The organism is Nocardia vinacea, assembly GCF_035920345.1.
Classification (GTDB): domain Bacteria; phylum Actinomycetota; class Actinomycetes; order Mycobacteriales; family Mycobacteriaceae; genus Nocardia; species Nocardia vinacea_A.
On sequence record NZ_CP109149.1, the window covers coordinates 3,191,480 to 3,213,074 of the forward strand.

Here is a 21,595-nt window from a genome sequence, read left to right on the forward strand (position 1 = left end):
CGCTCCGCGATCCTGTGTTCATTCGTCGTCTCCCGTCATCGCCCTGGCCCACGCCGGGTACACCGTCTTGTCGTCACCTCGGAAACCGGTATCTATCTCGGTTCCGGTCGGCAGCTTCCAGCGAATTACCAGCACACCATCTTCCGTCATCACCTTGCCCGCGTGTCCGCGTTCGGTCCGCACGGCGGTAATGGATTCCTGCGGAATCCAGATCACCGTCGCACCGTCGCGCTCGAGCAGAATCCCCCGTTCGAACCGCGTGAGTTCCGCTGTGGCCCGGAAACCCAGGTCGCCCACCGCGATCCGGTCCTGCCAGCTCGGCGCGATGGTGCTGCCGAGATACAGTCCGGTGGTCGGCTCGAGGACCTGAGCGCCGAGATCACCCGGCACATGCGGTAGTTCGCCGATGCGCGCCTCCTGACGCGCGGCTCGGTTCTGCCAGCCCCGGTACATCAGCCAGACGCACAGAACGAACAGTGCGATCAGCCCGACCACCAACAGCACTCTCATTTACGAACCTCCACCGCCTTGCCCTCACGGGCGGTTACCCGGCCTCGGAGCAACGTCGTTGTCACCCGAGCCGGAAACGTCATGTCCTCGAACGGCGTGTTGTTCGAAATGCTGGCGAGTTCGGCGGCCCGCACCGTCCAGGTCGCCTCCGGGGCGACCAGCGTGAGGTTGGCCGGTTCGCCGACCTCGATCGGGCGACCATGGCCGTCGAGTCCGACGATTTCGGCCGGACGCTCGCTCATCACGCGGGCGACACCGCGCCAATCCAGCAGACCGGGTTCGACCATGGTCTGCACGATGATCGACAGCGCGGTCTCCAAGCCGAGCATGCCGGGGCGGGCGGCGGCGAATTCGCAGCACTTGTCCTGTTCGGCGTGCGGGGCGTGGTCGGTGGCGACACAGTCGAGGATCCCCTCGGCGAGTGCCTGCCGCAGCGCGATGGTGTCGGAGACCTCGCGCAGCGGCGGGTTCACCTTATTGACCGCGTCGTAGGTCTCCAGGCGCGAGTCGTCGAGCAGCAGATGGTGCGGGGTGACCTCGGCGGTGATCGAAATACCTTGGGCCTTGGCCCATTTCACCAGCTCGACGGTACCGGCGGTGGAGGCGTGGCAGATGTGCACGCGGGCATCTGCGTCGCGGGCCAGCAGTGCGTCGCGGGCCACGATCGACTCTTCCGCGGCGCGCGGCCAACCGGCCAGCCCCAGGCGGGCCGCGGTCGGACCTTCGTGCGCGACAGCGTCTTTGGTCAGGCGCGGCTCTTCGGCATGCTGTGCGATCAAGACGCCGAGGGAGTTCGAGTACTCCAGTGCGCGGCGCATGAGCAGCGGGTCGTAGACGCAGTGGCCGTCGTCGGAGAACATGCGCACCGCGCCGACACCGGCGGCCATGGTGCCCATTTCGGCGAGTTGCTTGCCTTCCAGGCCGACCGTGACCGCACCCACCGGGTACACGTCGACCAGGCCGACCTCCTGACCGCGCCGCCACACGTGATCGGTGACGACCACCGAATCGGCGACCGGGTTGGTATTGGCCATGGCGAAGACCGCGGTGTAACCGCCGAGTGCCGCTGCGGCGGAACCGGTTTCGATGGTTTCGGTGTCCTCGCGGCCGGGTTCGCGCAGATGGGTGTGCAGATCCACGAAGCCGGGCAGCAGGATCTGGCCCTGCGCGTCGATAACCTCGGCGTCGATAATGCCGAGATCGGTTCCGATGGCGGCGATCAGGCCGTCACGCACGAGTACGTCGACCGGCTCGCCCTCGCCGTACGGCCGAACACCCTTGAGCAGCAGACTCATGCCACTGCCTCCTGGGTACCGACCAGCAGCCGGAACAGCACGGCCATCCGCATATGCACTCCGTTCGTCACCTGTTGCAGGATCGCCGCCTGCGGGGAATCCGCCACCGGCGAGGCGATTTCCATGCCGCGCAGCATCGGACCCGGATGCAGGACGACCGCGTTCTCGTCCAGCAGTGCGAGCCTGCGCTCGGAAAGTCCGTAGCTGACCGAATATTCGCGGGCCGACGGGAAGAAGCCGCCGTTCATCCGCTCCTGCTGTACCCGCAGCATGAGCACCGCGTCGGCGCCGGGCAATTCGGCGTCGAGCGAAGGCGAGATCCGGGCGGGCCAGAGGTCCGCGCCGACCGGCAGCAGCGTGCGCGGCGCGACCAGCACCACCTCGGCGCCAAGGGTATTGAGCAGGAAGACATTCGAGCGCGCGACTCGGCTGTGCAGGATATCGCCGACGATGACGATCCGCTTGCCCTCGATATCGCCGAGGCGCTGACGCAGGGTCAGCGCGTCCAGCAGCGCCTGCGTGGGGTGCTGGTGGGTGCCGTCACCGGCGTTGATGATGGCCGGGCCCGGCCGACCCTCGGCGACCGCCCAGCCATCCATCCAGCGCGCGATCTGATGCGCCGCACCGGAGGCCGGGTGCCGGACGATGAGCGCATCGGCGCCCGCCGCATGCAAAGTCAGCGCGGTGTCACGCAGTGATTCGCCCTTGGCGACCGAGGAACTACTCGCGCTGACATTGATCACATCGGCGCTCATCCACTTGCCCGCGACCTCGAACGAGACCCGGGTACGAGTCGAGTTCTCGTAGAAGACGGTCATCACGGTGCGGCCGCGCAGCGTCGGCAGCTTCTTGACCTCCCGGCCCAACAGCGCCTGTTCGAAGCGTTCGGCCTCGTCGAGCAATTCGGTGGCGGTGGCACGATCGAGGTCGGTCACCGTCAGCAGATGCCTCACGACCCCGCCTCGCTGACACTCGCTCCGGCGAGCCGGTTCACTGCGCTTCCTCCTGATGCAAATAGACGCCGTCGCGGCCGTCGTGTTCGGTGAGCAATACAGAAATGTCCTCGCTGCGGGAGGTCGGCACGTTCTTGCCGACGAAATCCGCGCGGATGGGGAGTTCGCGATGGCCGCGGTCGATGAGCACCGCGAGTTGGACGGCGCGGGGGCGGCCGAGATCGCGCAGACCGTCGAGGGCGGAGCGCACGGTGCGGCCGGAGAAGAGCACGTCGTCGACCAGGACCACGAGTGCGTCCTCGATGCCGCCCTCGGGCACCGAGGTCCGCTCGAGCGGACGGTGCGGTCGGCTGCGGAGATCGTCGCGATAGAGGGTGATGTCGAGCGAGCCGAGTGCCGGGCGGACGCCGGAGAACTCCTCGATCTTGTCGGTGAGTCGCGCGGCCAGGGTGGTGCCACGGGTGGGAATGCCGATCAGCACCACGCGCGGTGCGTCCGGCTCGCCCGCATCGACGGCGGTCTTTTCGATGATCTGATGCGCGATGCGCGCGATGGTCCGGCCGACGTCGGAGGGAGACAGCAATTCGCGTCCCGCGCTCACCCACTCCGGGGTGTGTCGCTGCGACGTTTCGGCAGCGCCGGACTTGGCGGCCCGTTCCTCGGGCACGGCCATGCCGACCTCCTTCCCCGCCTCACCGGACGGTCCGTTAAAGGATGTCTTTACGGCATGCAGCCTAGCAGCGCCGTTTGCACCGCTTTAACCAGGCATATCCCGCTGTGAGCGGGGCCACGCGCGGTTCGGGACACTCCGGGCATTCCCGGCGGTTTAGGCTTCGCGGACCGCGATGACGACTCCGATGTCCGGATCGTTCAAAGCGACGGGCCGGCCCAGTGCGGCGACCATATCGTCCCAGCTACGGAATTCGGTACGCCAGCCGTGTTCGTCCAGCCAGGTTCTGGCGTCGGCGCCGAGGCCGGTGCGCGGGCGATCCGCGCCGTCGTCACCACGGACCAGGCATTCGAGTTCGGCGTACGGCCGGGCATTTTCGTCGACGGCGAAGCGGCTGACGCCGAAACGGCTTCCCGGAGCGGATAATTCGGTCAGTGTGGTGACCACGTGCAAAGCGTGTTCGTGGGTCAGGTAGCCCAGGACACCCTCGTCTACCCAGTGCGTGGGCAGGTCCGGCCGAAATCCGTGCTCCCCGAGCAGCTTTGCCCAGTCTTCGCGCAGATCGATGGCGAGCACCGCGCGGCCGCAGCGAGGTTCTGCATGCGCCGCGGCGAGGACCGGTTCCTTGAATGCGAAGAGCTCCGGCAGATCGATCTCGAATACTCGAACGTCGGCGGGCAGAGCCATGCGGAATGCCCTGGTGTCCAAGCCGGCACCGATCAGCACGATCTGGCGTATCCCCTTTTCGACCGCCTCGGCGACGCGGTCATCGACGAGCCGGACGCCGACCGTGCGGCCTTCGAAGAACATGTCCGCGACCTCTTCCAGCCGCGCCCAGCGCTCGGCTCCGCCGTCGATCTCGCAGTAGTCGCGGCGTGCGGCGTCGACGAACAGTTGCGCGAGCGGATCGTCGTACAGGCGGTCCGTGCCCACCGATTCCCTCGCCCGGATGACCGCGACACCGATCGCGGTCAATGCGACACCGGCCGTCGGCGCCTTCGGATCTGTTTCGGTCATTGCTGCCTCCCCAATAGATAACTTGTCGCCCGGCTAGCAGTTCGGGCACAGCAAAGACGCTAGGCTTCCACTAGCCGGTCGTCAAGCAAAAATTGGAAGGACGCCATGGACGGACGTCGCAGCGATACGCGCGAGCGGATTCGTACTGTCGCAATGGAATTGTTCTCCGAGCGCGGCTACGAGAAGACCTCTCTGCGCGAGATCGCCGACCGCCTCGGCGTCACCAAAGCCGCGCTGTACTACCACTTCCGAACCAAGGAAGACATCGTCGCGAGCCTCTCCGACGACCTGCGCCGCGGCATCGACGACATCGTGACCTGGGCGGAGGGCGCCCCACCCGGCGCGGAACGAGCCAACGAAATCCTCAGCCGCTACGGCGCGCTGCTGCACGGCATCGGCCGGAGCATGGTCCGCTTCTGGCACGAGAACCAGCCGGCCTTCCGTCAGCTCGACTTCGGCTCGAGCATGCGCTACCAGTTCCGCGTGCTCGCTGACCTGATGGCCGGTCCGGACCAGCCGCCGCTCGCCGTCTTCCGCGCGCGCGAAGCCCTGCTCGCCATCAGCTGGAGCACCGCCATGATGGGCGATCTTCCGCTCACCGACGACGAGTGCTACGCCGCGGCCGTCGATATCGCGCGCGACATTCTCACCAAGAATTGAATGACCGTTTCTCGCTAGCACATATGTTCGATAGCGCGTAGATTCGACGGCATGCCGACACCGCTGCAGGGATCATTGCTCGACGGGTTCGGAGACATCGAGGTGAGCGGGCTCGATGGTGTGCGCCGGACGGCGTTGAGTCATGGAGCCTGGGTGGATGTGCTGCCCGGATGGTTGTCGGGGGCGGATGTGCTGTTCGAACGGTTGGTCGACCGAGTGCCGTGGCAGGCGGAGCGGCGGCCGATGTACGACCGGGTGGTGGATGTGCCGCGGCTGCTGTGTTTCTACGAGGAGAGCGCGGAGTTACCGGATCCAGCGTTGGACGAGGCACGGGACGCACTGACCGCGCACTACCGCGAGGAACTCGGTGAACCGTTCCGCACGGCCGGGTTGTGCTACTACCGCGACGGACGCGACAGCGTGGCCTGGCACGGCGATACCTTCGGGCGCGGCGCGACCGACGACACCATGGTCGCCATCGTTTCGATCGGTGCGCCACGAGCCCTACTGCTGCGACCGCGAGGTGGCGGCGCGAGTCTTCGTTTTCAGGTGGGACATGGCGATCTGCTGGTCATGGGGGGCTCATGCCAGCGCACCTGGGAACACGCCGTACCGAAGACGCGCAGACCGACCGGGCCGCGAATCAGCATTCAATTCCGACCGCGAGGCGTGCGCTGACTACGCAGCGGTGCGACGGCTTGTTGACCTCAACCACGGTTGAGATAAGAAGCTGATCTCCATGAGCGCAACGACAATTCAGCCCGTGGTAGCGGACACCACGGTCGATCACACCGACGACATTGCGGCGATCGAACAGATCATCGCCAATGTCGAAACCGCGTACAACACCAACGATGCCGAACTCATGACCGCCGATTTCACCGCCAATGCGGCGGTGGTCAATGCGGTCGGTGCGCTCATGGTCGGGAACGGCGCACTGCTGGAGGCGAATCGGCAGGGGCTGACGGGATTTCTGAAGGATCAGTATGTCCGCTACGAGATCGCCGACATCGTATTCCTGCGGCCCGATATCGCGATCGCGCACAAGCTCGCCCGGGCGACCACGGCCGAGGGCGAGCTGATCGATATCGATCACGCGATGATCGCGCTGTACGTCCTGGTCAAAGAGAACGGTCGGTGGTGGACCGCGGCGCGGCAGAACACACTGGTCCCGCAGACGAAGTAACCGTCAGTTCAGGGGCGTGGCGAGCCGTTCCTCGCGCGTTGGGAAACGACGGCGACGAACGGTCGCGCCGTGCGACCAGATTGCCCGCTGGACCTCCTCCTTCGAGGCACATCCGTCGAATCGGACGAGCACTTCGGCGCGGGCCTGACGTGCGATATTCACCTTCCGGCGGTATTGCCGGAAAATCTGCACCTCGCCATTGCGGTCCTCGTCCAGGTATTCGTAATCCATGCCGTAGTAGGCGTAGGTTCCGAGGGTCGCGAGCGAGGTTGCCCAGGATCGCAGCTGATCACGCGCACCGAAGATCGTGACCATGCCGCCGATGCGGTCGATCCGTTCCCATCCGGTCGGTATATCGGCGAAACTCCACTCGCGCTCCCCCGGCCCCTTCGCGCGCCACTCCTGCAGCTGGGCCACCGCGGCATCCAGACCGAATGTCTGCCAGCGCACCGTGCCCTGCGAACGGTCGCGAAACGGCAGTTGCCTGCGCAAAGCGACGGCTGCGGCCCGGGTGAAGACGGTCAGGTCGGCGGGGACCAGCACAATCGGATCCGACGGCGCGGCGTCGAACGGATTGGGATCCAGATGCGCCGGATCGATGACCACGAGCGTGCCCGGCCGCCGCTGATAGGCCAGGCCCCATAGCAGTCGAGCCAGCATCCGCGCACCACGCCAATCGGAGAGCACATGCCAGGTCTCGTGGAAATGGTTGGTGGCGAAACGGAAATCGCTGCCGGGGCGCAGGCTCAGCACCGTATACACCCGACCGTCGAGGACCATGGTGCGTCGATGCAGTTTCGCCATATTGTCGGTGGCCGAACCGGGGCGCGGCCGTTTGTTCTGCGCGGCCACGTTCACCTCCAGTTCTGCCTCGCGTGTATTCCAGGAGACCACGGCCGCCACCACGGGGCAACGGATTATTTTCGCGCGGTTGAACAGTTGTCCAGAGCACAGCGGTGCGCGGCCTCCACCGATAGATTGGCCATATGAGCAATCCTGGGGCGGGGGTTTTGGCCGTGATGCCGCTGCATACGATCAGCGAGGTCTACGGCGAAAGCGGACTGCGCGAACGACTACTGCTGGAAATCGCCGAACTATCCGATACCGAACGGCTCACCGAGGCCTTGGACCTGGCCACCGAACTGCACCGCGAGGATCGTTACGGCCGCGAACCGTATCTGAGTCACCTACTGCGCGTTGCGATTCGGATCGTCAGCCACTACGAGGTGCGGGATCCGGATGTCGTCGCGGCCGGGCTGCTGCACGATTCGGTCGAGGATCACCCGGTCGAACTGGCCGGCGCGCGTCCCGGTTCGCCTACCGATGCCGCCCTCGCCGAACTCTCGGCCCGGTTCGGCACCCGGGTCGCCGAACTCGTCGCCGCCGTCACCAATCCGGAACCGGATCCGGATAGCGATCGGCAAGCGCAATACCGCGAACACGTGGCGGCCAATCTCGATCGGGCGCCGTGGGCCCGAATCGTCAAACTCTCCGACTTCACCGACAACGGCGTCGGCATCCTCTACGCCGACGGACCGGCGATGCGCAAACTCGCCACCAAGTACCGCCCGCTCACCGATATCTACCGCGACCTCGTCACCCGCCCGGATACCCCGCTCGCCGAGCACGTCAAACGGCGTATCCTGCACCAGCTCGACAGCGCCGACGAACGTTTCGACGCCATTCTCGCCAGGGACTAGGGCCCGCGCAGCACCGATTCGACAAGTTCACGAACCGCTGCGAGCAGCCGTTCGGTCTCTCCCGCACGAGCCAGTCGCGGCACCTGTTCGCCACCCAATGCGCCGAACAGCAGCCTGCCGACCACCTCGGCATCCAGGTCCGGGCGGGCCTCCCGCAACAGCGCGGTGATGTGCGCATCCCAGAATTCGTGGATTTCGGCGGCACGTGGATGCGGCGGGCCCTGCAGGTAGGCGACCGTCACCTCGATGTTGTCGGTCATCATTCGCACGAAGCCGTCGAAGAAGGCCAGCAGTCGCTCCCCGGCCGGCGCCCCTGGACCCAGCGGCGGCGGTCCGCTCCGGACGGCATCCATCAAGGCGAAGGTGCTCTCGGCGATCATCTCGTGCAGTAATCCGGCGCGATTGCCGAAGCGGTGGAAGATCGTGCCCTTACCGACCCCGGCGGCCGCTGCGACGCGATCCATGGTGAGTGCGTCGGCGCCGTGTTCGGCGAGCAGCGCGGCCGTCGCGGCCAGGATCGCCTGCCGGTTACGCGCGGCATCCGCCCGTTCCCTCGGGCGTTCGTCGGTCATTCCACCACCTTCATTGACAACTTGACCGTCGGTCCATATTGTTCGAGACATCTGGACCGACAGTCAAGTTATGGAGTTATCGATGAAGGCAATAGTAATGACGGGCGTCGGCGGACCCGAGGTCCTGGTCGCCCAGGATGTCGCCGTACCGCATCCGGGCCCCGGCGAACTGGTGATCCGTGCCGAGGCGATTCCGGTGCTGTTCCCGGAGACCAAACTGCGCTCAGGCGAGTTCCCGATGCCTGTCGAAACACCGGTGGTCTTCGGTTTCCAGGCCGCCGGAGCGGTCGTCGAGGTCGGGGACGGGGTCGACCCGGCATTGCTCGGCAGACGGGTCACGGTGGCCACCGCAGGATTCGGGTCCTACGCCGAATTCGTCTGCGCACCAGCACCTTCCGTGATCGTGATTCCGGACGCTCTCTCGTCGGAAGACGCGGCGGCTGTCCTGATGGACGGATCGGTGGCACTGCCCCTGCTCGCGACCGCGGCGCTCACGGGCACCGAAACCGTCCTGATCGAAGCCGCCGCAACAGGAGTCGGCAGCGCACTCACCCAACTCGCCAAGGAATTCGGCGCCGCGCGCGTCATCGCAACCGCTGGCGGCCCTGAAAAGTCCGCGCGAGCACTGGCGTTGGGCGCGGACGAGGTCATCGACCACAACGCGCCGGACTGGCCGGCCCGTCTGCGCGAAACCCTCGACGGCACAACGCTCGACGTCGTCTTCGATTCGATCGGCGGCGGCACCGCCCGAGACCTGCTGGCAGCCATGACCCCGATGCGCGGCCGAATCCTCAGCTACGGCTGGCTCTCGGGAGCCCCAGCCCACATATCTACAACAGACCTACTCCCCCACGGCCTCACCCTCACCGCCTGCGCCGGCCCGGCCTGGCTCGCCGAGGTATCCCGCTCCGGTGCCGCTGCCCTCGACCGAGCCACCACCGGAACCCTCACTCCCCGAATCGATTCCGTTCTCCCCCTCGACGAAGCCGCCAAGGCCCACCAGCTCATCGAGCAGCGCTCCCCCATCGGCAAGATCGTCCTGCGCCCCTGACTCGCATATATCAGCTCAGCCCCGGAATGCGCTCAGGGTAGGCCGGTGCGTACACCTGCGGCACCACATATCACCGCTGCCAACAATCTGACGGCCCGATGGTGTGCCGCCGCAGTTACGAACGACTTCGTGCTGTCGGGCGCGGGCCTGTTGCCGCTGCTCGCATTTACTCGCCTCCGCAGCCGAAGATTCCGCCGGTACCCGAAGCGAAATACCATGTGACCGTTGATGTTTCCCGTGGACCATCAAGTGCACAGACTGCATGGTTGCACTGAGTGCATCCACCGACCGCGTCAGGCACGGCGGGCGAAAGCGGGGGCGTGTTCTGGGAGTATGCCTCGGGCGATCAGGAATGGGGGGACGGTGCGGAGGACTGGGATTCGGCGCAGGATGCGTAGTGGCAACGGAGTCGTTGCGGCATTGGCGATATCGATTCGGCCGGACAGGGCCGGACGGAATACGGCGGCGTGCAGGATGCGTTGCAGGCCCTGGGTGACGACGGTCGGGAGGGTGCGGCGACGCTGCACCCTGGCCAGGTCGCGGGTGGTCAGGGTGCCCGAAGTCAGGGGTGGGGCAAGGATTCTCGCGGTAGCGACGGCGTCTTGAATGGCCAGGTTGATGCCGACTCCACCGGCGGGTGACATGGCGTGGGCGGCGTCGCCGATGCAGAGCAGGCCGTCGGTGTACCACTTGGTCAGGCGGTCCAGTTTCACGTCGAGTAGTTTCACCTCGTCCCAGTCCCGCACCGCATCCTCCCGATCACGCAACCATGGTGCCGAATCGGCCATGCTGCGCACGATTTCGGTGACCGGACCGCGCCGGGCCGCCGCATCGCCGCCCTTGGCGATGAGGGTCGCGACCTGCCAATAGTCACCGCGGTCGAACATGACAGCGGCGCGGTGGGCGCTGAGCAGTCCGATCAAACCGACGGGGTCGATATCGGTGCGCGGCAAGCGGAACCACCACGCATCCATCGGTGTCGGCCAACTTCGTGAGCCGAGTCCGACCTCGGCCCGGAGCACCGAGTCACGGCCGTCGCAGGCCACGGTCAGATCGGCGCGGATTGCGCCGGTTTCGCCGTCTCTGGTCCGGTAGGCGACACCGGCGACCCGGCCGTCCTCTCGAATCACCGCTGTCGCTTCGGTATTCATCCGCAGCCGGAAGCTCGGCTCCCGATCGGCCGCACCGGCCAACAGGTCCAGCAGATCCCACTGCGGCACCATCGCGATGTATTTGTGCGTACCCGGCAGGTGTTCCAAGGTGAACACCGTCTGCACCGACCCTCGGATCGGCAGCTGGATCTGCTGCAGCTTGCGCGCGGGCAGTTTCGCGAACTCCGCACCGAGACCCAGTTCATCGAGCAGGTCCAGGGTCGTCGGATGTACTGTGTCACCGCGGAAGTCGCGCAGGAAGTCCTTGTGTTTCTCCAGGACGGTGACATCGATACCGGCGCGGGCCAGCAGCAGCCCGAGCACCATACCGGCCGGTCCACCACCAACCACCAGACACGTCGTACGTTCCATTACCCCGACCTCCCTCCGTGCGCACGCGCCGGACGGACATTCCGCGGGCGCGGATGTAGCGGTTTCCCTGGGCCGACTTCAATGGTATGCCGCACAGCCGAGCACAAGGCCCGTAACCGTTGCGTCAGCGATCGGATCAGCGACGCAGAACGAAAAAGTACGGCTCGGTCATCCCTCGCATATTCATCACCCCGAGCAGCGTATCGATATCCACCCGACGGAAGTGGTCGATGATCGGCAGATGGTCGTAAACCATCGCGGCACTCACGGCACCGCGGTATTCGATATCGCGCAAACGTGCTGTCGGCCTGCGTGTTCGGATCGCCGGAGCGAGGACGGGCAGCAGCCTCCGCGCGGTTTGCACGCCCGCGAGCGGCACCCTACCGGCCAGACCGAGCGGCACCCGCCGCGGATCGACCGCGAAGATATTTCCCGATTCGTCGGCGAACAACAGTGGATGCACCGACTCCGGATCATCGAACTGCTTGCCGTACCAGCCCGAAGCGACCAACACCCCGGCCATCGGATGCCCGGTATCCAGTTCCTCGCCCCGCCAGCGGCCGACGGTCACCTCCGCGACCCTGGCCGCGGGCAATCCATCGAACAGCTCCCACGCCCGCTCCGTCGTGCATCCACCATCGAGCAAGTCCGCCAGATCGGACTGCGCGCTCTTATTCTCGGCCACGACCGATCCCCTTCTCGACAGCAACGTTGCGAGGATAAGGCTATCAACCTCTCATTCGGTCGACTCAGAAGGGCGCGTCGGCTGCCAACTGCCCCACTTCGGGCAGGTAGGGGTCGAGTTCGCCGGATTCGAACCGCGACATGCCGATGACATGCCAGAACTGGCCGGCGATATTGCCCTCGAATTTGTATCGGCCATCGGGAGCGAGGGCCGCCCATCCTTCGGGCAGACCCAGCAAGATGGCACGAATCGACGGCGTGCCATCCTCCGGCCGCGACCACAGCAGGATGTTGCCGTCATCACCGCCGCTGGCCAGCAGCTTGCCGGACGGATCGAAGCTGAGCGACCAGACCCGGCGCTTATGCCCTTCGAGGGTATGCAGATGACGTCCGGATGCCATGTCCCACAATCGAACAACCAGATCATCGCCTCCGGTCGCCAATGTGCCGGTGCGCGAATCGACCGCGGCCGTCCAGAGCCTGCCGGTGTGCCGGGTCAGCGTATGCAGCGCATCGCCGGATTCGATATCCCAGATGCGGGCAGTGGTATCCCAGGACACGCTGGCGAGGTGGTCCTCGTGGAAGGCCACCGAATACACGCGGTCCCGATGTCCGTGCAATGCGCGCAGGAACCGTCCGGAGCGCACGTCCCACAGCCGCACCACCGAATCGTCGCAGCCGGTGGCCATCAGCGCACCGTCGGCACTGAATGCGATCGAGCGCACCCGGCCGCGATGTTCGGCGCAGACGGCGTGCAGTGCACCGGTGGTGCGCACCCAGATGATCACCGTGTCGTCGTCATTGGCGGTGGCCACATAGTCGCCGGTCGGGTCGAAGGCAGCGGCCCAGATCGGCGCGGATTCGACATTGATATGGCGTTCGTACAGGTCGGCGTCGAGGTTGAACAAGCTGAGCCGACCGTCATTGACGACGAGGCCTAGCTGATGGCTGCCGAGCTCGCTGAATATCGCCGATTCGAAGGTGAGCAGGCGGTCTTCGCTGCCGATCAATCGGCGAACCAACCGCCCGGTCACCGGATCCCACAGTCGAACCACACCGTCGTTACCCACGCCGGAGAGCAGGGTACCGTCCGCATTGAAGCTGACCGTGCGAACCTGGCGGCCGTGGCCGGTGAGCGTGTGTTTGCAGGTACCGGTTACCGGATCCCAGAGCCGGGTGGTGAATTGGTCGTCGGTAATGGCCAATTGGGTACCGTCCGGGCGAAAGGCGAACGGCCAGATCGAGCCGGTATGCGCGGTGAGGCGGTGTCGCAACTCCCCGGTCTCGCTGTCGCGCAGACAGACCAGTCCGGCGCTGTCGCCCGAGGCGAGCAGTTCACCCGCCGGATCGAAGGTGAGCCAGTAGATGGCCGCAGTGTGTTCGGTGAGCGACTGCCGTTCCGCACCGGTCTCCACATCCCACAGACGCAGTCCCCCATCGGTATCCCCGCTCGCCACAATCGGCAGGCTGGGGTGGAACGTCACGGTATAGACCCGCCCGGTATGACCGGGTAAGTCGCGAATCTTCCGACAACTCAACGGATCCCACAGCGCGAGTGTGCCGTCGACGCCACCGACCGCGAGCAGTTCACCGGTGGGATTGAACGCCACTCGGAATACCGAGCCGGACGCGCCGCTGAATTCGCCGCTCTCCCTGCCACTTTCGGTATCCCACAGCCGCACGGTGCCATCCCGGTAGGAAGCCGCGACCAGCGGTCCGCGAATATCCAAGCTGTAGATTAGTTCCCGGCCGCCACCGGCGGGGCGGCATTCGTGTCGCAGTTCGCCGCTCGGCAACGTCCACAGCCGCAGCACGCCGTCGGCGTCACCGGTGGCCAGCAGATCACCGGCGGGACTCAGCACCACCGGCCACGGCCAGTTCTTGTGCCCCAACAGGATTCGGCGCAGTTCACCGGTGGCGGCATCCCAGATGGCCACGGTGCCGTCGCCGGATCCGGTCACCAGCACCGTACCGGTGAACGCCACCGCGAACGTCCGTGCCCGGTGCGTCTGCAAGGTGCGCAGCGGTCTTCCGGTTTCGGCATCGCAGATGAGTACGCCGCCGTCATCACTGCCGATGGCCAGCGTGCCGCCGTCCGGGTTGTAGGCGACCGGCTGCGGCAGTCGGCCGTGTCTGGCGTGGAAGCCGTGCCGGACTCCGATTGCGGCAGGCGCGAATTCGGTCTGCGCCGCGACTCCGGGTACCCACGCCGCACCGTACAGATCGGTGCCGGTCGGGGTGCCGGTGACCTCGATGAGTGCCGCCCGGGACCAGCGGCTGCCGCTGGCCCGCGATCCGGTCAGATCGGTATGCACCAGGCGGGCGCGGGTGAGATCGGCCTCGCCCAGATCCGCGCCGACCAGGCTGGCCTCGTCGAGTCGAGAGCCGACCAACCGCGCACCGTTCAGGACGGCACGGTCGAGGTTCGTGCCGACCAACCGGGCACCGCTGAGATCCGCCCCGGTGAGATCGACATCGCGCAGGTCCCGATACGACAGATCCTCCCCCGCCAGACTCGCACCGCGCAGATCCGCGGTCGGTGCGGTGCGCAGCCGCGTCGCCACCCGAATGGCATTGGTGCGCGAGACTTCGTCGGCCGCCTGGTCGGCGAGTACACCCTCGGCCCAGGTGCGCAGTGCCCGGTTGTCGGCGAGATCACAGAGGAAGTCGATCGAGAGTTGGGATAGCGGCGATTGGGTCAACTGGGCGGGTGCGAGGGTGCCGACCTCGAATTGTTCGGCAATGTGGTTGGCCACCAGCCATTCCATTACCGACGAATGGATGAAGCCGAACAGGTTGTCCTCGGTGCGCACCAACAGGCTGCCGGAGCCGATGGCGTGCGCCGATTGCTGCACCGACATTCGACTCGATCCGGTCAGCTCGGCCAAACCCGCTGCCACCTCGGTCAATTCGGACAGCCGCAGATACGGCTCGTCGGTTTCCCAGACGCGCAGCGCGAATGCCGTGACACCGAGCCACAATTCGTGCAGGCGCAGCCCGGGCAGCGCACCAGCCACGCCCGCGGTGCGGTCGGCCTCGTAGGTCAGCCACGACTCCAGGATTTCCCGGTACAGCCCGGCCGGACCCACCGCCTGTTTCGCGCCCGCCGCGGCCCGTAGCCGCCGCTCGTCCAGATCGGCGATGAACCCGAGCATCCTGGGATTCTGTGCCAGTCCGAGCAGATCCTCGATACCGGTGATCAACCCCATTCTGGCGTCGGCGCGGCGGATATCGCCGCCGTAGCGGTTGGTCAGGAAGGCGTGTATCTGCGTGGGCGCGAAATCCTCGATGCCCACGATGCGCCGATCCTGCAGCACACCGACGCGTTCGCCGAGGGCGGTCAGCACCTGGGCGCGGGATTCGAAGTGCTGGGTGCGGCTGGCCACGATGATCTTGGCTTTGCCGACGGCCGCCTGCAGCAGGGTTTCGAGATGGTCGGCGGCGAAGTCGTAACTGATCCGGGTGACGAGTTCGTCGAAGCCGTCGAACAGCAACACCACCCGACCCTCGCGCAGCATGTAGTGCAGCGCCTTCAGATCGATCCGATCCTCGCCGTGATTGGCCAGATGTGCGGCGACCAGACCGTCGACCGAATGGGTTTTGTCCAGGGCCCGCAGGTCGATCAGGATCGGAATCAGCGCGGGCATGGTTTCGGTGATGCGGCGGGCCAACTCGCGTAGCGCGAAGGTTTTTCCGCGTCCGAAATCACCGAGTATGAGGATGAATCGGCCGTGGTCGGCCGCGATCACCTTCATCAGTTCGCCGACCAGATCGTCGCGGATCTGCTGGTCACCGTGTTCGAGGATCCGGAAGCGCTGCGGCACATACAGATCCGGCGGATAGGTGCGGTCCGCACGCAACTGCGCGGCCTGGTGCGTGAGGTAGTTGTCCAGATCGAGCAGGCCCTGGAATTCGGTGAAGCTGCGCACCCGCAGACCGTGGCTGGCCGCCTCCTCGCGTAGCGAACGCGGCGGCGCCGCACCGCGATACACGAGTTCGGATCCGTATTCCGGATCGTGACCGAGGAAATCCTCCACCACCTGCCTGGTCATGTCACCGACATGCACGCCCACGCGCCACTGGGCGATGACCTCGTCGTCCTCCCTGGTGATCAGCAGATGCGGCGGCTCCACCTCGACGCGCCGGACTTTCGCACCGGGATAACGGGTTTCGCACACCTCGGCGACGCGCTCGAGCAGCCGCCCATGCGGATCGACCGCCGGAGTCTCCGCGGGCGGTTCCGGGAGCTCGGGCTCGTCCGGTCCGAGGAGTTCGGGCTGTTTGGCCGTCGGCAGCGCCGCGGTCACCTTCAGCCAATCGAATTCGAGTTGTGCGGTGGACTCACCACGTCCGGAGAAACGCGCCAGGCCGGCGGCGGTGAGCTGGATGATCTCGTCGCGGCCCGGAGCGGCCGCGGGCAGGACGGGCAGCGTGTCGTCGAGCCGATCCAGATGCGGACCACCGGGTCCCGGACCGTGCAGCAGCAGGTTCAACCGGCCGCCGAGCAACCGGGACAGCGTATCTGCGTCGCGCAGCAGGTCCGGATCATGGGCGGGCGTGCCGGCGCCGGGCAGCGGATCGTGCCGGACGACACCGAGGCGCAACCAACCGTTCTCCTCGAACGGGCGCAGCCGCTCGGCGAACCAGGACGCCTGTGGTTCGCCGATCCGGCCGTAATCGTCCTCGGGCAGGTGGGTCGCGGCCATGGTCGAGTTCAATCCGGCGACCACCACCCGCAGTTCGGGAATCGGGAACAGCGTCCACGGCTGTCCGATATCGAAGACGAGGTGATCCAGCCCCTGATACAGCGCACCGAACATCCGCGCGTACTGCTCGAGCTTCGGGAAGTACGGCGGCTGTGGTTTGCGGTCCCGGGCCTCGCAGCTCAGGAAATACGCGTGGCAGGCCGGTTTGGAGACATCGTGATTGCCGGGCACCACGATCAGCCGCTCCGGACCGAGACCGAGCAGCGTTCGCAATCCGCTCAGGAAGGTCAGCGCCTCGTCGACCTCGCGCGGACGGCCGGATTCGGTCATATCCCCGGAGACCACGATCAAATCCGGTTTGGCCACACCCTGATTCACCAGATGGGTGACATTGGCGTGGATGCGCGCCTGCAATTCGGCCGCGGTGCCCGGCTCGTCCGGCGCGAGCAGCCCACGACCGAACCGCGGACCGGCCACATGCAGCACCGAGACGCTGGTGCGCGGCTCCTCATGATCGGTGGCACCCGGAAACGCAGGGGCCGCAACCGGTGTGCGACGCGGCAGCACGGATTCGGGCGTGTCCGTGATGGTTTCGACGGCGAACCGGTCTGGACCGTCGTGCGGAAAGCCCGGTTCCGACGGCGGCTTCGCCCGCCCCGCGAGCAGATGTCCGACCCGCTCCAAAAGGGTTCGGCGCGCCTCCTCGGCGGTGGACACCCGCACCAGGTCGAGATAGGTGATGGTGGCGAGCAGACCCTCGAGCGTGCATTCGGCGATACGCACCGGCATCAGCTTGCCCGGATCGGTGCGGTAGGCCGCCTGCCACTCCATGGTTCCGTAGTAGGAACCGAGATAGTTCTCCGACAGCACCACCAGCACCACCGCCGAATCACGAACACCGCGATCCATGAAATCGATGAAGTTGGTGCCGGGCACGAAATCCCAGGCCTGGATGAGGGTGCTGTAGCCCGCGGTCTCCAACTGCCAGGCCAACCATGTGGCCCATCGCTCGTCGGCCGGTGAATAACTGATGAAGAAGTCCCGCCGCCCGCCCGAAGTCACAGCATCAGTATGCCCCGATGGGTCGCCACGCCAAACGGCAGAAGATCATTACGACGCGTACCGAATGCGGAAGTGCCCCAGCCGATATGCTGCATGATGGGACATGTGTCCGAACAACAGGTCGATTCCGCTGCGGAGAACCCGCCGTCGAGTGCCCTGGTGTCCGCGCCGCCGAGATGGGGGCTGAGCACGCTGGATTGGGTCCGGCTCGGACTATTCGCGGCCGGACTGCTGTGTGTGGTGACCGGATTGCTGCCGCGCGCCGAGGCCGCCGACAATATGCGCCGAATCGGGCCGCTGCTGCTGTTCCTGTGCAGTGTGATCATTCTCGCCGAGCTGACGCGGCAGGCGAAGGTGTTCGATGTGATCGCACACCGCCTGGCCATACTCGGGCGCGGCTACTATCCGGCGTTGTTCCTGCTCTGCGTGCTTTTCGCAGCGGCGACAACGATTCTGCTCAATCTCGATACGACTGCGGTATTGCTGACTCCGGTCATGCTCGCGCTGGCGGTTCCGGCTCGCATTCCGCCACTGCCGTTGGCGATGACCACGCTCTGGCTGGCCAATACTGCGAGCCTGCTGCTTCCGGTCTCGAATCTCACCAATCTGCTTGCCGCCGACCGGGTTGCGCTGCGCGCCACGGATTTCGCGGCACGGATGTGGGCGCCGCAGCTCGTGTCGATCGCGGCGACCATGGTGTGCCTCTGGGTCTGGTACTGGCGGCGCGGTCGACGTGAAACCGATCGGTATGTACCGCCGGAGCCGATTCGTCCGGAGAACGCCAGGGAGCGCACGCTGCTCTACACGACGGCAGGCGCGTGTCTGCTGTTCATTCTTGCGATCCCGTTCGTGGGTGATCGGATCGGTATCGCCGCCACCCTGGCCGCCGCCATCGCGGTGGTCGCCTTCGCGATCTTCGACCGTTCGTCGCTGCGACTATCGCTGATCCCGTGGCAGTTGCTGGTTTTCGTGGTCGGGTTGTTCCTGGTGGTGCCGACATTGAGCCGGTTCGGGCTCGCCGATGTCATGCAAGCGCTGATCGGGCACGACTCCGGAGTAGTCGGGGCGTACCGTGCGGCGGGCGCCGGCGCCGGATTGTCCAATGTGGCCAATAATCTTCCGGCTTACACCGCAGGTGAGGCGGTGGTGTCCGAGGAGAATCGAAATCAGTTGCTGGCCTTGCTCATCGGCACCAACGTCGGGCCGATCGTAACGCCGTGGGCGTCGCTGGCGACGCTGCTGTGCCTGGAGTTCTGCCGCACCCATGGTGTTCGGGTGCCGATGCCGAGGTTCGTGCTCACCGGGCTGGGGCTCGCGGTTGTCGCTACGACTGGTGCCGTCGCTGTGCTGCTGGCGACCGGATAGGTGGATCAATTGGTTCGATCGCCCATTCCGCAACCAAAGGCGCGGGATCAGCGCAGGAATGGGCGCTCAGGCCGATCCCCTCAGCCCCGGCAGCCCCGTCACACTCACCTCGGCGGCGGCCTTCACCAGCAAAGCCAGCTCCGGCAGCATTTCAGCGCTGGCGGCAATGAAGTTCACTTCACCGCCTGGGAGGTCGAGGTGATCGTTGAGCGGTGCGCCGTCGAAATCGGTGATGTGGATACCGGATTCACCGGCCAGCAGGGTGCCCGCGGGCAGGTCGACCAAACCCGCTCGGTAACCGACGAATCCGTCGATATCGCCGCGGCACAGCATGACCCAGCAGAGCAGCGGAGACCACAGTTGGATCAGGCGACGGGAACCGGATTCCAGGGCCAGGCGCAGGCCGCGTGCCGTGGTGTCGGTGCGAGTCACCGGATAGCCCTGCAGCCAGGCCAGGGTCGGAGCGGATTCGGAGGAACGGTGCGGCGGTCGCCAGAGCGGGCCGTCCGGCCCGGTGGCGCCGGATCCGCGCACGGCGGACCAGGTGCGGTCGGCCAACGGTTCGTGGACGATGCCGAGCATCGGAACTCCGTTGTGGCACAGGGCGATACCGATTGTGCAGACGGGCAGGCCGATGGCGATGTTATTGGTGCCATCGAGCGGGTCGACGACCCAGCACCAGGAATCGTCAACGCCATGAAGCCCGGATTCCTCGGCGAGGATGCGGTGGTGCGGAAAGGCGCGGCGGATATGGCCGACGATGATATGTTCCGCGAGCAGGTCCAGGTCGGTGACCAGATCACCGCTGGCGTCCTTGGTGCGGACGGTGAGTGATCCGGCCAGACCCTCCCGGATCTCCCGGCCCGCCTCGATCGCCGCCGCCCTGGCCACCTCGGCAGCGGTCGTCAGGACGGTGTCCAGCCGGTCGAAGGCGCTGATCGGATCCAGATCGGCCAGCGCCGGACCATCCGGTGGCAGCACCAGGTTCGCTACGTCGCCTGCTCGCATCGGTCCTCCAGTTGTTCCGGCAGGGTGGGCTCCTGCAGGTGGTCGAGCACCGTTTGCGCGGCGCGCCGGGTTTCGCTCGGGGTGCAACCGGTTCGGTGCACCCAGTGGTCGGCGGTGGCGAGGGTGCCGAGGGATCGGTCCGGTCGGCCGCGACGAACCTCGCCGAGCACCACGGTGGCCGCCTCGCCCCGCACATCGGAGAGGTGAAATACCCCGTGTGGCAGGGTATATACCTCGCCTGCACGGAAATGTTCACTGGATCGAATGCGATAGCGGACCATACGCTCGGTCGCACGCACCACATCACCGTCGGCGCCACTATGAATTTCGAAGATGCGATGGGTTGCCCGGTCCGCAGAGCTCTCCACTTCGAGTATCTCGTTGCCGACCTCGCCGTACAAGACCACGCTGAGCAGATCCCAGCTGTGCGCGTGCATCGCCGAGGTCGTCGGACACGACCGCAGCCCATCGGTCCAGACGTGCACGCAGACGCCGAGTCCGCCGTCGCGCCACGCGGGAAAACACAAGAACCCCAACGGATGCCGGACCGCGCCGATGTCGATGCGACCGTCGAGCACTCCCGTCATGAAATCACGAGCCCAGCGTTGCACCGCGGGCCCCGCCGCATCGGAGCCGATCAGCGTTCGTAGTCGGGCATAGTCGTTCATTCAGTACGGATTCCTCGGCTGCAGTGCGCGTCGCACGATATCGGCGACATCGCGATCGGTATAGGAAGCCGGTAGCGCGAGACCGAGCAGATCGAACAGCGCACGAGTCTGATCGACCGACGGCTCGTCGGCGAGCGCGAGTTCCTCGCTCCGGCTCAGCGGCACCTGTCTGGCCTGCTTGAAACTGGCCACGAGCTCCCGGTTGAAGTCCCGGTAGTAGGGCTTGTCCCGTTCGAACATCAGGGCCGGAGTATTCGGATTGTCCTGCGTGACAATGACGCAACTCGACGAGAGGTCCCAGCGGAATGTCGTCATCACCATCGAGAGTCCGACATCGATGGTCAGGAAGGTGAACCGCTGCCGGTACCAGCACGCCGCGAGCACCGTCGCGAAGGACTCCTTGCGGGTCCGCTCGGTGGTCCACAATTCGCCGGTGCGGTCGGCCTCGGGCACCAGCGAGGAGCGAAACTGCGCGTAGGTCTTGCACAAGGTTTCATTGGTCGGATCCAGCACCTCCACCTGGATCCGCAGCGGACGCTGTTCGCGGCGCGCGTTCTCCACGCATTCACGCAGTGTGACGGCCCGCAGATAGGTTCCGGTGCCCCCTTTGAACAGCCACTGTTCGGTACCGCGGCGCGCGAGCGTATGCGCATGCCCGATCTCCGGACCGTACAGCAGCTGTACCGAGTTCGAATCCTGAATGGCCTTGGCGGACAAATGCCGATCACGCAGCAACGTGGTGGCCAGCAAACCGAGCACCAGCAGGATGACCGCGTTGATCAGATCCGCATCGAAGAAGCCGATATCGATCAGCGAGATCACACCGAAGATGACCGCGAGAACCAGGGCGACGAGACCGTCGATATTGTTCCGCAGCCAGATCAGCACCCGTGCCATATGTTTTCGGCCTCCCCTAGGGTTTCTACCCAGGATAGGTGCACCTGTGTCGACGCAGCGAGCGAACG

General features: G+C 65.9%; 19 protein-coding genes. 6 read left to right on the forward strand and 13 right to left on the reverse strand.

The window, feature by feature from the left end; translation table 11 throughout:
* Positions 1-18: 18 nt before the first annotated feature.
* From OIE68_RS14730 to OIE68_RS14750, 5 genes are all read right to left on the reverse strand, one after another.
* Entirely contained in the window at positions 19-510 is a 492-nt protein-coding gene (locus OIE68_RS14730; RefSeq protein ID WP_063043181.1) for a hypothetical protein, read from the reverse strand.
* Positions 507-1,805, reverse strand: coding sequence for a dihydroorotase (locus tag OIE68_RS14735; RefSeq protein ID WP_327099933.1), 1,299 nt, complete (start codon positions 1,803-1,805; stop codon positions 507-509). The genes OIE68_RS14730 and OIE68_RS14735 overlap by 4 nt, the downstream gene beginning before the upstream one ends.
* Positions 1,802-2,758: an aspartate carbamoyltransferase catalytic subunit gene (locus OIE68_RS14740; RefSeq protein WP_327099934.1), complete on the reverse strand. Its 957-nt coding sequence runs from the start codon at positions 2,756-2,758 to the stop codon at positions 1,802-1,804. Before OIE68_RS14740 ends, OIE68_RS14735 begins: the two co-directional genes overlap by 4 nt.
* 37 nt (positions 2,759-2,795) lie before the next feature.
* Entirely contained in the window at positions 2,796-3,431 is a 636-nt protein-coding gene (gene pyrR / locus OIE68_RS14745) for a bifunctional pyr operon transcriptional regulator/uracil phosphoribosyltransferase PyrR (protein WP_327099935.1), read from the reverse strand.
* A gap of 153 nt (positions 3,432-3,584) precedes the next feature.
* The gene (locus OIE68_RS14750) at positions 3,585-4,445 is read right to left on the reverse strand and encodes an SAM-dependent methyltransferase (RefSeq protein WP_327099936.1); all 861 of its coding nucleotides are present in this window, start codon (positions 4,443-4,445) and stop codon (positions 3,585-3,587) included.
* A gap of 105 nt (positions 4,446-4,550) precedes the next feature.
* Here OIE68_RS14750 and OIE68_RS14755 point away from each other — a divergent pair, with 105 nt between their 5' ends.
* The 3 genes from OIE68_RS14755 to OIE68_RS14765 all read left to right on the forward strand — a co-directional run bounded on the left by OIE68_RS14755 (position 4,551) and on the right by OIE68_RS14765 (position 6,291).
* Positions 4,551-5,105, forward strand: a complete 555-nt coding sequence (locus OIE68_RS14755; RefSeq protein WP_327099937.1) for a helix-turn-helix domain-containing protein — start codon at positions 4,551-4,553, stop codon at positions 5,103-5,105.
* A 51-nt stretch (positions 5,106-5,156) separates the two neighbouring features.
* Positions 5,157-5,783, forward strand: coding sequence for an alpha-ketoglutarate-dependent dioxygenase AlkB (locus OIE68_RS14760; RefSeq protein ID WP_327099938.1), 627 nt, complete (start codon positions 5,157-5,159; stop codon positions 5,781-5,783).
* Positions 5,784-5,844: 61 nt separating this feature from the next.
* Complete coding sequence (locus tag OIE68_RS14765) at positions 5,845-6,291, forward strand: SgcJ/EcaC family oxidoreductase (RefSeq protein WP_327099939.1); 447 nt, start codon at positions 5,845-5,847, stop codon at positions 6,289-6,291.
* Positions 6,292-6,294: 3 nt separating this feature from the next.
* Here OIE68_RS14765 and OIE68_RS14770 read toward each other — a convergent pair whose 3' ends face one another.
* Entirely contained in the window at positions 6,295-7,143 is an 849-nt protein-coding gene (locus tag OIE68_RS14770; protein ID WP_419150771.1) for a hypothetical protein, read from the reverse strand.
* A 134-nt stretch (positions 7,144-7,277) separates the two neighbouring features.
* Between OIE68_RS14770 and OIE68_RS14775 the strand changes: the two genes are divergently transcribed.
* Positions 7,278-7,991: an HD domain-containing protein gene (locus tag OIE68_RS14775; RefSeq protein WP_040692189.1), complete on the forward strand. Its 714-nt coding sequence runs from the start codon at positions 7,278-7,280 to the stop codon at positions 7,989-7,991.
* Here OIE68_RS14775 and OIE68_RS14780 read toward each other — a convergent pair.
* Positions 7,988-8,563: a helix-turn-helix domain-containing protein gene (locus tag OIE68_RS14780; RefSeq protein WP_327099941.1), complete on the reverse strand. Its 576-nt coding sequence runs from the start codon at positions 8,561-8,563 to the stop codon at positions 7,988-7,990. The two genes, OIE68_RS14775 and OIE68_RS14780, sit on opposite strands and share 4 nt — an antisense overlap.
* 82 nt (positions 8,564-8,645) lie before the next feature.
* Between OIE68_RS14780 and OIE68_RS14785 the strand changes: the two genes are divergently transcribed.
* Positions 8,646-9,614 (forward strand): quinone oxidoreductase family protein, encoded by a 969-nt coding sequence (locus OIE68_RS14785; protein ID WP_327099942.1) that lies wholly within the window; start codon positions 8,646-8,648, stop codon positions 9,612-9,614.
* Between the two features lie 293 nt (positions 9,615-9,907).
* On the opposite strand, the gene OIE68_RS14790 is transcribed toward OIE68_RS14785, so the two are convergent.
* The 3 genes from OIE68_RS14790 to OIE68_RS14800 all read right to left on the reverse strand — a co-directional run bounded on the left by OIE68_RS14790 (position 9,908) and on the right by OIE68_RS14800 (position 17,589).
* On the reverse strand, positions 9,908-11,137 hold the full coding sequence (locus OIE68_RS14790) for an FAD-dependent oxidoreductase (protein WP_327099943.1): 1,230 nt from the start codon (positions 11,135-11,137) through the stop codon (positions 9,908-9,910).
* Between the two features lie 136 nt (positions 11,138-11,273).
* Positions 11,274-11,822 (reverse strand): DUF4334 domain-containing protein, encoded by a 549-nt coding sequence (locus OIE68_RS14795; protein WP_327099944.1) that lies wholly within the window; start codon positions 11,820-11,822, stop codon positions 11,274-11,276.
* A 64-nt stretch (positions 11,823-11,886) separates the two neighbouring features.
* Positions 11,887-17,589, reverse strand: coding sequence for a TIR domain-containing protein (locus tag OIE68_RS14800; RefSeq protein WP_327099945.1), 5,703 nt, complete (start codon positions 17,587-17,589; stop codon positions 11,887-11,889).
* Positions 17,590-17,685: 96 nt separating this feature from the next.
* On the opposite strand from OIE68_RS14800, the gene OIE68_RS14805 reads away from it, so the two are divergent.
* Positions 17,686-18,954, forward strand: coding sequence for an SLC13 family permease (locus OIE68_RS14805; RefSeq protein WP_327101675.1), 1,269 nt, complete (start codon positions 17,686-17,688; stop codon positions 18,952-18,954).
* A 66-nt stretch (positions 18,955-19,020) separates the two neighbouring features.
* Here OIE68_RS14805 and OIE68_RS14810 read toward each other — a convergent pair whose 3' ends face one another.
* The 3 genes from OIE68_RS14810 to OIE68_RS14820 are packed head-to-tail and all read right to left on the reverse strand — an operon-like array spanning position 19,021 to position 21,527.
* On the reverse strand, positions 19,021-19,962 hold the full coding sequence (locus tag OIE68_RS14810) for an inositol monophosphatase (RefSeq protein WP_327099946.1): 942 nt from the start codon (positions 19,960-19,962) through the stop codon (positions 19,021-19,023).
* Positions 19,944-20,630: a hypothetical protein gene (locus OIE68_RS14815; protein WP_327099947.1), complete on the reverse strand. Its 687-nt coding sequence runs from the start codon at positions 20,628-20,630 to the stop codon at positions 19,944-19,946. Before OIE68_RS14815 ends, OIE68_RS14810 begins: the two co-directional genes overlap by 19 nt.
* A complete protein-coding gene (locus OIE68_RS14820; protein ID WP_327099948.1) occupies positions 20,631-21,527 on the reverse strand; it encodes a hypothetical protein in 897 nt (298 codons plus the stop codon).
* Positions 21,528-21,595 lie beyond the last annotated feature (68 nt).

Excerpts from the sequence above, each read along its gene's own strand:
- OIE68_RS14815 (WP_327099947.1), bottom strand. The coding sequence starts at position 20,630 with ATGAACGACTATGCCCGACTACGAACGCTGATCGGCTCCGATGCGGCG.
- OIE68_RS14735 (WP_327099933.1), bottom strand. The coding sequence starts at position 1,805 with ATGAGTCTGCTGCTCAAGGGTGTTCGGCCGTACGGCGAGGGCGAGCCG.
- OIE68_RS14805 (WP_327101675.1), top strand. The coding sequence starts at position 17,686 with ATGGGACATGTGTCCGAACAACAGGTCGATTCCGCTGCGGAGAACCCG.
- pyrR (WP_327099935.1), bottom strand. The coding sequence starts at position 3,431 with ATGGCCGTGCCCGAGGAACGGGCCGCCAAGTCCGGCGCTGCCGAAACG.
- OIE68_RS14765 (WP_327099939.1), top strand. The coding sequence starts at position 5,845 with ATGAGCGCAACGACAATTCAGCCCGTGGTAGCGGACACCACGGTCGAT.
- OIE68_RS14790 (WP_327099943.1), bottom strand. The coding sequence starts at position 11,137 with ATGGAACGTACGACGTGTCTGGTGGTTGGTGGTGGACCGGCCGGTATG.
- OIE68_RS14810 (WP_327099946.1), bottom strand. The coding sequence starts at position 19,962 with ATGCGAGCAGGCGACGTAGCGAACCTGGTGCTGCCACCGGATGGTCCG.
- OIE68_RS14820 (WP_327099948.1), bottom strand. The coding sequence starts at position 21,527 with ATGGCACGGGTGCTGATCTGGCTGCGGAACAATATCGACGGTCTCGTC.
- OIE68_RS14780 (WP_327099941.1), bottom strand. The coding sequence starts at position 8,563 with ATGACCGACGAACGCCCGAGGGAACGGGCGGATGCCGCGCGTAACCGG.
- OIE68_RS14760 (WP_327099938.1), top strand. The coding sequence starts at position 5,157 with ATGCCGACACCGCTGCAGGGATCATTGCTCGACGGGTTCGGAGACATC.
- OIE68_RS14775 (WP_040692189.1), top strand. The coding sequence starts at position 7,278 with ATGAGCAATCCTGGGGCGGGGGTTTTGGCCGTGATGCCGCTGCATACG.
- OIE68_RS14785 (WP_327099942.1), top strand. The coding sequence starts at position 8,646 with ATGAAGGCAATAGTAATGACGGGCGTCGGCGGACCCGAGGTCCTGGTC.
- OIE68_RS14750 (WP_327099936.1), bottom strand. The coding sequence starts at position 4,445 with ATGACCGAAACAGATCCGAAGGCGCCGACGGCCGGTGTCGCATTGACC.
- OIE68_RS14730 (WP_063043181.1), bottom strand. The coding sequence starts at position 510 with ATGAGAGTGCTGTTGGTGGTCGGGCTGATCGCACTGTTCGTTCTGTGC.
- OIE68_RS14755 (WP_327099937.1), top strand. The coding sequence starts at position 4,551 with ATGGACGGACGTCGCAGCGATACGCGCGAGCGGATTCGTACTGTCGCA.